Raw genomic sequence first — 12,102 nt, 5'->3', positions numbered from 1 at the left:
GGCAGCGCCGGCACGACGAGCACGAGCCTCGAGCGCGTGCTGACGAATCCGGTCGGCACGCTCGGGCTCGGCCTCGCGCTGCCGTTCATCCAGTGGAACACGATGCAGTTGCAGATCAGGGTGTCGAAGTCGCAGTACGAGGAAGCGGTCGTCGGGTTCCGCCAGCGGCTCTACACGGCGCTCGCGGAAGTCGAGAACGCGCTGTCGGCGCGCGTGCAGCTCGAACGCGAAGCCGAACAGCGCGCGCTGTCGCTCGCCCAGGCCCAGCGCGCCGAACGGCTGGCCGCCGCGCGCTTCGCGGCCGGCGCGACCGCCGTGCAGCCGTGGCTCGATCAGCAGCAGGTGCTGCGGAGCGCACAAAGCGCCGACGAACTGACGCGTCTGAACCGGCTCAACAACCAGATGAAGCTCTACCGCGCGCTCGGCGGCGGGACTTCCTGACCGGCCGTCACACGCCGCACCTCACCCGCCGCACGCCGGCCGCGTCATTCGCACACGGCCGCTCCACGCCGCGCCGGCGCGAACGCCACCGCGCTCGCGGTCGCGAGCAGGGCCACGCCCGCCGCGCCGTACACCATCACCCAGCCGAAGCCATGCACGAGCGCCGCGTGCAACGCCGCGCCGCTCGGGTCGGCCTGCGCGAGCGCCGGCGCGATCGCCTGCAGCCCGTCGGTGCGGCCCGCCGCGATCTCCTGCGCGAGCCGGCGCAGCGCCGCGTCGCCGATCGCGCCGGCCGGCCCGCCCTTCAGGCTCGCGACGATCCCCGCCACCAGCACGAAGCCCATCGTCGCGATGTTCAGCGCCAACGAGATCATCCGCGCGCTCATGTCGATGCCCGACGCCATCCCGGCCCGCGCACTCGGCACCGCGCCCGTCGTCGTGTCGGTGACGGGCGTATTGGTCAAGCCGAGCCCGATGCCGGCGATCACGCAGCCCGGCAGCATCGTCAGCCAGCTCGCATGATCGGCCGCGCTGCCCAACCGCATCAGCACGAAACCGGCCGCGATCGTGAACAGGCCGGCCGGAATCACGACGCCCGGCCCGTAGCGCAATGCAAGCCGTTCGCCGAACGGCGGCGCGATCAGCGTCGGCAGCGTGTACGCGAGCAACGCGAGGCCGGCCGTCACGCTGTCGTAGCCGAGCGCGACCTGGAACCAGATCGGCAGGTAGATCATGAACGGCCAGAAGCTGAAGTTCATCCCCATCGAGCCGAAGATCGCGCCGGTGAACGCGCGAATCCGGAACACCGAGAAGTCGAACATCGGCCGTGCGCTGGCGCGCTCCGCGATGACGAAGCCGAGCACCGCGAGCACGGTCGCACCGAGCACACCGAGGCCGGCCGCGCTCGTCAGCCCGAGTTCGGCGCTTTGGGTGATGTAGAACGCGAGGCCGAGCACCGCGAGCGACAGCGTGACGATGCCCGCCACATCGAGCGCGCCCGCATGCGGATCGCGCGACTCCTGCACCGCGCCGCCGATCAGCACGAGCGCGACGGCCGCGAGCGGCGCATGGACGAGGAACACCCACGGCCAGCTCGCCAGCGCGACGATCGCGCCGCCGACGATCGGCCCGAAGCCGAGCCCGATGCCGAACACGATCCCCCAGATTCCGAACGCGCGGCCGCGCTCGCGCCCTTCGCGGAACTGGTGCGACAGCACGGCGATCTGGCAGATCAGCATCGCGCCGCCGCTCGCGCCCTGCAGCAGCCGGCCCGCGACGAGCACCGGCACGTTCGGCGCGAGCCCGCACAGCAGCGACGTCGCGCCGAACAGCACGGTGCCGATGACGTACACGCGCTTGCGGCCGAACCGGTCCGCAAGCGTGCCGGCCGCCATCAGCACCGTCGTACACGCGATCGTGTACGCGTTCATGATCCACTGCATGCCGTTGAAATCGCCATGCAGCACGTGTTCGAGCGTCGGCAGGATCACCGGCACGCTCGAGATCTCGAGGCCGAACATCAGCGACGTGAGACAGACGGCCGCGAGCGCGACCGCATTCCTGCGGGAGTCGGATAGCGTCATGCGTATTGCGCGGCGGCCCGGCGACAGGCCGCGCGCCTCCAGGTGAGTAGGATTCGCCGCGCGCGGCCGGCGACGCACGCTGGGCGGGAATCGGTACTATAGTGAGAATTCACCTCCCCATTGACGCACCCGTTTCCATGGACTGGGGAATCTCAGGCCCCAATCGATGCAACGCACAACCCGCCATGACCGACAGACTCGACGGCGTGACGACCTTCGTCCAGGTCGTGGAATCCGGCAGCTTCGCGCTCGCCGCGGAACGGCTCGACATGACGCGCTCGGCCGTCGGCAAGGCGATCGCGCGGCTCGAGAAGCGGCTCGGCGCGCGGCTGCTGCAGCGCACGACGCGCAGCCAGAGCCTGACCGACGACGGCCAGGCGTACTACGACCGCTGCGTGCGCGCGCTGGCGGAACTGGAAGCGGCGGAAGCCGATCTCGACTGCGGCCGCCACGAGGCGCGCGGCAAGCTGCGGCTGAGCGTGCCGCTCGCATTCGGGCATCACTGCGTGACGCCGATCGTGCTCGACCTCGCGCGCACTTACCCGCACCTGCGGATCGACGTGTCGATCACCGACCGTTTCGTCGATCTCGTCGAGGAAGGGATCGACCTCGCGGTGCGGATCGGCCCGCTCGCCGACAGCACGAGCCTCGCGGTGCGGCGGCTCGGCACGCAATACGGGAGCCTCGGCGCGGCGCCGTCGTATCTCGCTCGCCACGGCACACCGCAATCGCTCGACGATCTGAAAAACCACCGCACGATCGCGTATTCACGCTCGGGCGTCGTGCAGCCGTGGTACCTGCGTGCGCCGGACGGCTCGAGCGTCCACATCGACATGCCGCACCAGCTCAGTTTCGACGACGTGCAGGCGATCGCGGCGGCCGGTGCGTCGGGGTTCGGGATCGCGTGGCTGCCGAGCTGGCTGCTCGATCACTACGTGAAGCGCGGGGAGATGGTGGTCGTGCTCGATCGCTGTTTCGTCTGCGAAGGCGACATTCATGCGATCTGGCCGAAAACGCGCTACCTGCCACGCAAGACGCGCTGCGTGATCGATGCGCTCGTGGAGGCGGTACCGCCGATGATCGAGCGCTGAGCGCCAGGCGCCGAGCGCGGACGCAAAGGAAGGCAATGCGCGGCAACCGACGCGCCGCACGGGCGCGTCGGGCCGTCACGCGACGATCACGCCGCGCCGAGATCGGCGAGCGGATGCGCGAACAGTTTCCACGGCGACGTCAGGAAATGCCGCACGCGTTCGGCGCGCAGCTCGACGAGCGACGCAGGCGCCCAGCGCGGCTTGCGATCCTTGTCGACGAGATGCGCGCGCACGCCTTCGCAGAAATCGCCTTCCTCGATCGCGCGCGCCACGATGCCGAGCTCCATCCGGAACGACTCCGCGAGCGTCATCTGCCGGCCGCGCAGCAGCGCCTCGCGCGTCACGGCGAGCATCGTCGGCGAATGGCTCGCGAGCGCGTCGAGCGTCGCCTGCAGCCATTGGCGGTGCTCGCGTGCCAGCTCGTCGCGCGTCAGCTCCTGCGTGAGCGTCGCGACGATCCGCTCGACGCTCGAGCGCTTGTCGAAATGGCGGACGATCCACGGCATCTGGCTGTCGAGCGCCGCATGCGGCACCACGTTGCACGGCGGCTCGAACACCTTGCGCAGCAACGGCAGCGCATCGCCGTCCCACTTCACGCTTTCGATGCGCGTCTCGAACGTGTCGAGCCATGCGGACGGCACGCACAGGTCCGCGAGCTTCGCGGTGAGCGCGTCGGCGCCCGACAGCATCGCGCCGGTCAGCCCCACGTACAGTTCGAGTTCAACCGGCATGCCCGACAGGAAATGCGTCGCACCCACGTCGGGCACGAGGCCGATGCGCGTTTCCGGCATCGCGATCTTGCTGCGCTCGGTCGCGACGCGCAGCGCCGCGCCCTGCGCGAGGCCCATACCGCCGCCCATCGTCACGCCGTCCATCAGCGCGACCACCGGCTTCGGGAACATATGGATCGCGTAGTCGAGCCGGTATTCGTCGACGAAGAACGGCAGCCAGGTCTCGCGCTGCGCGACCATCTTGTACAACGCACGCACGTCGCCGCCCGCGCAGAAGCCCTTCTCGCCCGCGCCGCGCAGCACGACCGCGACGATCTGGTCGTCGTGGCGGCAGCGCTCGAACAGCGCGGCCAGCTCGCCGATCATCGCGTACGACAGCGCGTTGAGCGCGGCCGGCCGGTTCAGCGTGATCAGCGCCACGCGGTTCACCACGCGAAACAGCACCTCGGGCGCGTGCTCCGCGAATGCGTCGTGATTCGTCACCGGCGTACTCATCGTTGCGACTCTCCATCGGTGCGCCACTGCGGCGCGCGCTTGCCCAGGAACGCCGCCACGCCCTCGCGCGGATCGGCCGTGTCGAACAGGTCGACGAAGCGTTCGCGTTCGACCGCGAGCGCCGCGCTTCGCGGCACACCGCGACGTGCAAGGCCGATCAGCTCCTTGCTGTAAGCCACCGCGTGCGGGCTTTGCCGCGCGACGTTGCGCGCCAGCGCGAGTGCCGCCTCGCGCGCGGCGCCACTTTCCACCACGTCCTCGACGAGGCCGATCCGCAGCGCGGTGGCCGCGTCGACGCGCGCGCCGGTCAGGATGATCTTCTTCGCCCAGCCTTCGCCGACGAGCCAGGGCAGCGTCTGCGTGCCGAGCCCGCACGGCAGCAGGCCGACCGACGGCTCGGGCAGCGCCATCTGCGCATGCGTCTCCGCGATCCGCAGGTCGCATGCGAGCGCGCATTCGAGGCCGCCGCCCATCGCATAGCCGTTGATCGCCGCGATCGTCACGACACGTGCGTCGTGCAGCGCCTCGAACGCCGCGCCGAAGCGCGCCGCCATCGCGCGCGCGACCGCGCGATCGCCGTCGGCGAACGTGTTGAGGTCGGCACCCGCGCTGAAGAACTTCGGGCCGTCGCCGGTGATCACCAGCGCACGCACGCGCGGGTTCGCATTCAGTTCGGCGACGGTGGCCTGCAACTGCTGCAGCCCGTCGGCGGTAAAGGCGTTCGCGGGCGGACGCTTGAGCGTCGCGCACGCGATCGCGCCGTCGTCGACATAGTCGAGTTCGATCATCACGCGTCCTTCTTCGTGGCCGGTTGATACAGGCGGATCACCGCCGAGAAATCGAGCTGGCCGTCGCCGCGGCTGCTCATCGTCTGGTACAGCTGCTGCGCGAGCGCGCCGAGATAGACGGGCTGGCGCGCCTGCTTCGCCGCATCGTTCGCGAGGCCGAGATCCTTCAGCATCAGGTCGGTGCCGAAGCCGCCCGAGTAGCCGCGCGAGGACGGCGCGGTCTCGATCACGCCCGGATACGGGTTGTAGGTGTCCGAACTCCAGCAGCGGCCCGTCGACGTGTTGACGATGCCGGCCAGCACCTTCGGGTCGATGCCGAGCGCGACGCCGAGCGACATCGCTTCCGACACCGCCGCCATCGAGATGCCGAGCACGAGGTTGTTGCAAACCTTCGCGACCTGCCCCATCCCGGTCGCGCCGCAATGGACGATGTTCTTGCCCATCCCGGCGAGCACCGGCTTCACGCGCTCGAAATCCGCGTCGCTGCCGCCGACCATGAAGGTCAGCGTGCCGGCCGCCGCGCCGCCGGTGCCGCCCGACACCGGCGCATCGACGAACGCGCCGCCGTGCTCGCGCACCAGCGCGCCGAACGCCTGCGCACTCGCCGGGTCGATCGTGCTCGAATCGATCACGGTCGCGCCCGCACCGAGGCCGGCCAGCACGCCGTTCTCGCCGGACAGCACCGAGCGCACGTGCGGCGCGGCCGGCAGCATCGTGATCACGAACGTCGCGCCCGATGCCGCATCGCGCGGGGAAGCTGCCACCTGCGCGCCGGCGTCCTGCAGCGCGCGCAATGCGTCGGCGCTCAGGTCGAACGCATGCACGTCGTGGCCGGCTTTCAGCAGGTTCAGCGCCATCGGCGCGCCCATGTGGCCGAGGCCGATAAATCCGATTTTCATGTTGGTGTCCTCCGCCGCTCAATGCAGCCGGATCGTCGTGTTCACCGGGCCGGCCGTCGTGTCGTCGTCGAACCAGCGCGCGGTGACCGTCTTGGTCTGCGTGTAGAACTGCACGACCTGCTTGCCGTACGGGCCGAGGTCGCCGAGCTTCGAGCCGCGCGAACCGGTAAAGCTGAAGAACGGCACGGGCACCGGAATCGGGATGTTGATGCCGACCTGGCCAACGTCGATCTCGCTCTGGAACTTGCGTGCCGCCGCGCCGCTCTGCGTGAAGATGCCCACGCCGTTGCCCATCGGGTTCGCGTTGACGAGCGCGATCGCTTCGTCGAGCGTGTCGACTTCCATCACGACCAGCACGGGCCCGAAGATTTCATGCGTGTAGATCGTCATGTCGGTTTTCACGCCGGAGAAGATCGTCGGCCCGATGAAGTTGCCTTCCTCGAAGCCGGCGACCTTCACGTCGCGGCCGTCGAGTTCGAGCTTCGCGCCTTCCTTGATGCCCATGTCGATCAGCGACAGAATCCGCGCCTTCGCACCGCGCGACACGACCGGCCCGACGTCGGTGCCCGCTTCCGAGCCCGCGTTGACCTTCAGCGTCTTCGCCTTCGCGACGAGGTCGGGCAGCCATTCGCGCGCCTGGCCCACCAGCACCGCGACGGACGTCGCCATGCAGCGCTGGCCGGCCGCGCCGAAGCCCGCGCCGACGAGCGCATTGATCGCCTGCTCGCGATTCGCGTCGGGCAGTACGATCGCGTGGTTCTTCGCGCCCATCATCGACTGCACGCGCTTGCCGTGCTGGCTGCCGAGGTTGTACACGTGCGTGCCGACGGCGGTCGAACCGACGAACGAGATCGCCTTCACGAGCGGATGCGTGCAGATCGCGTCGACGACTTCCTTGCCGCCGTGCACGACATTCAGCACGCCTTTCGGTACGCCGGCTTCGAGCGCGAGCTCGACGAGTTCCATCGTCGACATCGGGTCCTGCTCCGACGGCTTCAGCACGAACGTGTTGCCGCACACGATCGCCATCGGGAACATCCACAGCGGAATCATCGCGGGGAAATTGAACGGCGTGATGCCCGCGCACACGCCGAGCGGCTGGCGCAGCGTGTAGGTGTCGACGCCGCCCGCGACGTTCTCCGCGAATTCGCCAAGCTGCAGCGTGCCGATCGAGCATGCGTGCTCGACCACTTCGAGGCCGCGGAAGATGTCGCCTTCGGCGTCGGGAATCGTCTTGCCCTGTTCAGCCGTCAGCGTCTTCGCGATGCGCTGCTGGTTCGCGCGCACCAGATCCTGGAACTTCAGCATGATGCGCATGCGCGCGGCGATCGGCGTGTTCTTCCACGTCGCATACGCGGCGTGCGCGGCCTGCACGGCCGCGTCGACTTCCGCGACGGTCGCGAACGGCACGCGCGCGAGCACCTGCTGCGTCGCCGGGTTGACGATGTCGCGCCACTCGCTGGTGGTGGACTCGACGAAGGCGCCGTCGATCAGCAGCTTGACCGTCGGCACGTCTTGCCCCGTGCGGGGCGTCGGATTCGCGTTCATCAGCGTTTTCTCCTTGCAGTGGGCCGCGTGGCGTCGTGCGACGCGCGGCCGGTTCGGTTCAGCGAGGCGGCGGGCGGCGCGCCGAAAAAAAAGCGGCGCGCACGGCCCGCAGCCGGTCATTTCAGTTCGTTGGCGAAATCTTCTTCCCAGTACTCGCCGGGCATGCGCTCGGTCGCGTCGTCGCCACGCTCGATCTCGCGGCGGCGCAGCTCGACGCGGCGGATCTTCCCCGAGATCGTCTTCGGCAGTTCCGCGAACTGCAGGCGACGGATGCGCTTGTACGGCGCGAGCTTCTCGCGCGAGAAACGGAAGATCTCCAGCGCGAGCGCGGGGCTTTCCTCGTAGCCCTGACGCAGCGTGATGAAGGTCTTCGGCACCGACAACCGCACCGGGTCCGGGCTCGGCACGACGGCCGCTTCCGCGATCGCCGGATGCTCGATCAGCACGCTTTCCAGTTCGAATGGGCTCAGCCGATAGTCGGACGACTTGAACACGTCGTCTGCGCGGCCGATGTACACGTAGTAGCCATCGTCGCGACGCATCGCGATGTCCGACGTACGGTAGTGACCGTCGCGCATCGCATGAGCCGTCGCATCGGGATTGTTCGCGTAGCCCTTCATCAGCCCGACCGGGCGCGTGACGTCGTCACCGATCGGCAGCGCGACCTCGCCTTCGGTCACCGGCGCGCCGTCCGGGTCGAGCAGCGCGATCCGGTAGCCGGGCAGCGGCCGGCCCATCGAGCCGGCGACTACCGGCTGGCCCGGCGAATTGCCGATCAGGCAGGTCGTCTCGGTCTGGCCGTAGCCGTCGCGAATCGAGATGTTCCAGGCCTTCTTCACGCGCTCGATGATCTCGGGATTCAGCGGCTCGCCCGCGCCGACGATCTCGCGCAGCTTCACGTCGAACGACGCGAGCGGCTGCTGCACCAGCATGCGCCACACGGTCGGCGGCGCGCACAGCGTCGTCACCCGATACTTGACGAGCGCATCGAGCACGACCTTCGGCTCGAAGCGCGCATAGTTGAACGCGAACACGCACGCCTGCGCATTCCACGGCGCGAAGAAGCAGCTCCACGCGTGCTTCGCCCAGCCCGGCGAGCTGATGTTCCAGTGGATGTCGCCCGGTTGCAGGCCGACCCAGTACATCGTCGACAGGTGCCCGATCGGATAGGTGCGGTGCGTATGCTCGACGAGCTTCGGCTTCGACGTCGTGCCCGACGTGAAGTACAGCAGCATCGGATCGTTCGCGTGCGTGACGGCGTCCGGCTCGAACGCGGCGCTCGCCGCATAGCCGTCGTTCATCGCGAGCCAGCCTTCGCGCGGCACGCCGGCGACGATTTTCTGCTTGAGGCCGAGGCCGGCCTGCTCGAACTTCGCGGTTTCGTGCTCGTCGACGATCGCGTAGGTCGCGCCGCCGATCTGCACGCGGTCGCGCACGTCGTCGGGCGACAGTTGCGTGGTGGCGGGCAGCACGATCGCGCCGAGCTTCATCGCGGCCAGCATCGCGTCCCACAACTCGACCCGATTCGGCAGCATCAACAGGATGCGGTCGCCGCGCCCGACGCCGATCGAACGCAACCAGTTCGCGATCCGCGACGAACGCTCGGACATCTGCGCGAACGAATACGGATCGCCCGTGCCGGTCGCCGCATCGACGATCCACAGCGCGGGCTGGTCGTTGCCGCGCGCCATCGGGTCGAAGTAGTCGAGCGCCCAGTTGAACGCATCGAGCACCGGCCATGCGAAATCGCGATACGCGGTGTCGTAGTCGGTGCGATGGCGCAGCAGGAAGTCGCGTGCGTCCAGGAATGCCTGTACCGTCATGTGTCGTCTCCGTCCAGTCTCCATGCCCAGCGGTCAACCGGCGCAGGTGCTGCGGCACTTGCCCGGTTCCGTGTTGCACGGCGCACGGTCACGTCGTTGCGTGCCGCGTTTGCCGCGCTGCCCTCGTGCCTGTCTCGTGTGCCTGCTTGTTCGACCGTTTGTTCGACTGCGTGATGCCGGATGGGCGCACGTCGCGGCTCACAGCTGCCGCGCGATCACCATCCGCTGCACTTCGCTGGTGCCTTCGTAAATCTGCGTGATGCGCGCGTCGCGATAGTGACGCTCGACTTCGTAATCGACCAGGTAGCCGTAGCCGCCGTGGATCTGGATCGCATCCGAACACACGCGCTCGGCCATCTCGGACGCGAACAGCTTCGCCTGCGACGCTTCCGACAGACACGGCAGCCCGGCCGTGCGCAGCTTCGCCGCGTGATGCACGAGCAGGCGCGCGGCGTTGATCTGCACGGCCATGTCGGCGAGCTTCTGCTGGATCGCCTGATGCTCGGCGATCGGCTTGCCGAACTGCACGCGCTCGCCCGCATAGCGGCGCGCCTTGTCGAACGCGGCGCGCGCGATGCCGAGCGCCTGCGCGGCGATGCCGATGCGCCCGCCTTCGAGGTTCGACAGCGCGATCTTCAACCCTTCGCCGCGATTGCCGAGCAGGTTCTCTTCCGGAATCGCGCAGTTCTCGAACGTGATCGGGCACGTATCCGATGCGCGGATGCCCATCTTCTTCTCGGGCTTGCCGACGATGAAGCCGGGCGTGTCGGTCGGCACCAGGAACGCGGAAATGCCGCGCTTGCCGGCTTCCGGGTCCGTCATGGCAAAAACGATCGCGACACCGGCGCGCTGGCCGTTGGTCACGAACTGCTTCGCGCCGTTCAGCACCCATTGGCCGTCGCGCAGTTCGGCCCGCGTGCGCAGGTTGTTCGCCTCGGAACCGGCATGCGGCTCGGTCAGGCAGAATGCGCCGATCACGCGGCCGGCCGCCATGTCGGCCAGCCAGCGATCCTTCTGCGCGGGCGTGCCGAAGCCGAGGATCGGCCCGCAGCCGACCGAGTTGTGCACGCTCATCATCGTCGCGCACGCGGCGTCGCCGGCCGCGACTTCCTCCATCGCCAGCGCATACGCCACGTAATCCGTATACGAGCCGCCCAGTTCCTGCGGCACGATCATCCCGAGCAGGCCGAGCTCGCCGAGCTGCGCGACGATCGCGTCGGGCAGGTGCGCGTCGTGGTCCCACTGCGCGGCGTTCGGCGCCAGCATCTCGGTGGCGAAAGCGCGCGCGGCGTCGCGGATCATCCGCTGATCTTCGGTGTAAAGCTCGTCCATGGTGCTGCAGTCTCCCGCGGCCGCCGGGCGCGACCGTCCTTGCGTTTCGATGCAACAAGTGTAGGCAAGCGCGCGCGACTGTTCGATGCTCGCGTCGCTCATTTACACTGAGCGTTTTTGCCACACCGGCGACACCGATGAAGCAGGAAGACAAGGGAACCGTCGCGATCAGCCTCGTCGCGCACAGCGTGTCGCTGGCCACGCGGCGCGGCGTCGCGGCCGAGCCGCTGCTCGCGCAGGCCGGCATCGCGCCCGCGCTGCTCGCGCAGCCGCGCGCACGCGTGTCCGCGCAGCAATACGGCGCGCTGTGGAACGCGATCGCGCGCACGCTCGACGACGAGTTTTTCGGGCAGGATCGCCATCCGATGCGCAGCGGCAGCTTCATCGCGATGAGCCAGGCGGCGCTGTCCGCACGCGACGGGCTGCACGCGATGGCGCGCGCGGTGAACTTCATGCACTGCGTGCTCGACGACCTGCACGCGGAGCTCGACGCGAACCCGCAGCGCGTGCGGCTGCGTTTCGTGCACCGCAACAACGGCGCGACGCCCGCGATGTTCACGTACGCGACCTATTTCATCATCGTGTACGGGCTCACCTGCTGGCTGATCGGCCGGCGCATACCGCTGCTGCACGCGAGCTTCCGCTGCGATACGCCGCCGGCCGACCACGAATACCCGTCGATGTTCTGCGACGACATGCGGTTCAACGAGCCCGATTCGTATGTCGATTTCGATCCCGAATTCGCGACGCTGCCGGTCGTGCAGAACGCGAAGACGCTGAAAACGTTCCTGCGCAACGCGCCGGCCAGCTTCATCGTCAAGTACCGCAACCCGAACGCGCTCGCGCAGCGGGTGCGCGCGGTGCTGCGCGGAATGCCGCCCGCCGCGTGGCCGGGCGCGGGCGGGATGGCCGCGCGGCTGCACGTGGCCGAAGCCACGCTGCGCCGCAAGCTGCATCAGGAAGGCCACGCGTACCAGTCGATCAAGGACACGCTAAGGCGCGATCTCGCGTTCGAGGCGCTGGCCGACCCGGCCCGCACGATCGCCGACGTCGCGGCCGCGACCGGTTTCGCGGAGCCGAGCGCGTTCTACCGCGCGTTTCGCAAGTGGAGCGGGCGCAGCCCGGCCGAGTTTCGGGAAGAAGCGCTCGCGCGCGGCGGCGGCGCCGGCTGAATGCGCGGCCAGTCCTGCCTCGCCTTCGCGCTTTCGGCCGAAACCGCCTAATCTTCAAGCATCGGGCCCACGCCCTTTCCGCCAGCCGGACGGCACGCGGCCGCGCGCCGCCCGGACGTCCCGATGCGCTTTCATCGTCATGGCCCGCCGCCGGCGCCTGCCGCGCCCGACGGCCGCCCCCGTCACCCGCTGTCCGCGC

10 protein-coding genes are annotated in these 12,102 nt (G+C 68.9%); 3 read left to right on the top strand and 7 right to left on the bottom strand.

The genetic code is table 11. From position 1 onward, the window contains the following. On the top strand, positions 1 to 441 hold a 441-nt coding region (locus JMF86_RS17695; protein ID WP_201317091.1), incomplete at its 5' end, for a TolC family protein. A gap of 44 nt (positions 442 to 485) precedes the next feature. Here JMF86_RS17695 and JMF86_RS17690 read toward each other — a convergent pair. Then, positions 486 to 2,024, bottom strand: coding sequence for an MFS transporter (locus JMF86_RS17690; RefSeq protein ID WP_201317090.1), 1,539 nt, complete (start codon positions 2,022 to 2,024; stop codon positions 486 to 488). A gap of 185 nt (positions 2,025 to 2,209) precedes the next feature. Between JMF86_RS17690 and JMF86_RS17685 the strand changes: the two genes are divergently transcribed. Then, the gene (locus JMF86_RS17685; RefSeq protein WP_012339624.1) at positions 2,210 to 3,115 is read left to right on the top strand and encodes a LysR family transcriptional regulator; all 906 of its coding nucleotides are present in this window, start codon (positions 2,210 to 2,212) and stop codon (positions 3,113 to 3,115) included. 86 nt (positions 3,116 to 3,201) lie between these two features. Here JMF86_RS17685 and JMF86_RS17680 read toward each other — a convergent pair whose 3' ends face one another. From JMF86_RS17680 to JMF86_RS17655, 6 genes are all read right to left on the bottom strand, one after another. Then, on the bottom strand, positions 3,202 to 4,341 hold the full coding sequence (locus JMF86_RS17680; RefSeq protein ID WP_011547206.1) for an enoyl-CoA hydratase/isomerase family protein: 1,140 nt from the start codon (positions 4,339 to 4,341) through the stop codon (positions 3,202 to 3,204). Then, positions 4,338 to 5,129, bottom strand: coding sequence for an enoyl-CoA hydratase (locus JMF86_RS17675; protein WP_011547205.1), 792 nt, complete (start codon positions 5,127 to 5,129; stop codon positions 4,338 to 4,340). The genes JMF86_RS17680 and JMF86_RS17675 overlap by 4 nt, the downstream gene beginning before the upstream one ends. Then, positions 5,129 to 6,028, bottom strand: coding sequence for a 3-hydroxyisobutyrate dehydrogenase (mmsB, locus tag JMF86_RS17670; protein WP_006480765.1), 900 nt, complete (start codon positions 6,026 to 6,028; stop codon positions 5,129 to 5,131). Before mmsB ends, JMF86_RS17675 begins: the two co-directional genes overlap by 1 nt. An 18-nt stretch (positions 6,029 to 6,046) precedes the next feature. Continuing rightward, positions 6,047 to 7,576, bottom strand: a complete 1,530-nt coding sequence (locus JMF86_RS17665; RefSeq protein WP_011694807.1) for a CoA-acylating methylmalonate-semialdehyde dehydrogenase — start codon at positions 7,574 to 7,576, stop codon at positions 6,047 to 6,049. A gap of 116 nt (positions 7,577 to 7,692) precedes the next feature. Then, entirely contained in the window at positions 7,693 to 9,399 is a 1,707-nt protein-coding gene (locus tag JMF86_RS17660) for an AMP-binding protein (protein ID WP_011547203.1), read from the bottom strand. A 198-nt stretch (positions 9,400 to 9,597) separates the two neighbouring features. Then, complete coding sequence (locus tag JMF86_RS17655; protein ID WP_011547202.1) at positions 9,598 to 10,731, bottom strand: acyl-CoA dehydrogenase family protein; 1,134 nt, start codon at positions 10,729 to 10,731, stop codon at positions 9,598 to 9,600. A 137-nt stretch (positions 10,732 to 10,868) separates the two neighbouring features. Between JMF86_RS17655 and JMF86_RS17650 the strand changes: the two genes are divergently transcribed. Further along, complete coding sequence (locus JMF86_RS17650; protein WP_011547201.1) at positions 10,869 to 11,903, top strand: AraC family transcriptional regulator; 1,035 nt, start codon at positions 10,869 to 10,871, stop codon at positions 11,901 to 11,903. The last annotated feature ends 199 nt before the right edge of the window (positions 11,904 to 12,102 follow it).

This window comes from Burkholderia sp. E168m15, from assembly GCF_016586105.1.
Lineage (GTDB): Bacteria > Pseudomonadota > Gammaproteobacteria > Burkholderiales > Burkholderiaceae > Burkholderia > Burkholderia orbicola.
Note: the sequence above shows the minus strand (reverse complement) of the source record. Positions and strands in the feature narration are given on the sequence as shown.

What these genes read in the sequence shown, in the direction of transcription:
- JMF86_RS17690 (WP_201317090.1), bottom strand. Translation starts at nt 2,024, where the DNA reads ATGACGCTATCCGACTCCCGCAGGAATGCGGTCGCGCTCGCGGCCGTC.
- JMF86_RS17685 (WP_012339624.1), top strand. Translation starts at nt 2,210, where the DNA reads ATGACCGACAGACTCGACGGCGTGACGACCTTCGTCCAGGTCGTGGAA.
- JMF86_RS17680 (WP_011547206.1), bottom strand. Translation starts at nt 4,341, where the DNA reads ATGAGTACGCCGGTGACGAATCACGACGCATTCGCGGAGCACGCGCCC.
- JMF86_RS17675 (WP_011547205.1), bottom strand. Translation starts at nt 5,129, where the DNA reads ATGATCGAACTCGACTATGTCGACGACGGCGCGATCGCGTGCGCGACG.
- mmsB (WP_006480765.1), bottom strand. Translation starts at nt 6,028, where the DNA reads ATGAAAATCGGATTTATCGGCCTCGGCCACATGGGCGCGCCGATGGCG.
- JMF86_RS17665 (WP_011694807.1), bottom strand. Translation starts at nt 7,576, where the DNA reads ATGAACGCGAATCCGACGCCCCGCACGGGGCAAGACGTGCCGACGGTC.
- JMF86_RS17660 (WP_011547203.1), bottom strand. Translation starts at nt 9,399, where the DNA reads ATGACGGTACAGGCATTCCTGGACGCACGCGACTTCCTGCTGCGCCAT.
- JMF86_RS17655 (WP_011547202.1), bottom strand. Translation starts at nt 10,731, where the DNA reads ATGGACGAGCTTTACACCGAAGATCAGCGGATGATCCGCGACGCCGCG.
- JMF86_RS17650 (WP_011547201.1), top strand. Translation starts at nt 10,869, where the DNA reads ATGAAGCAGGAAGACAAGGGAACCGTCGCGATCAGCCTCGTCGCGCAC.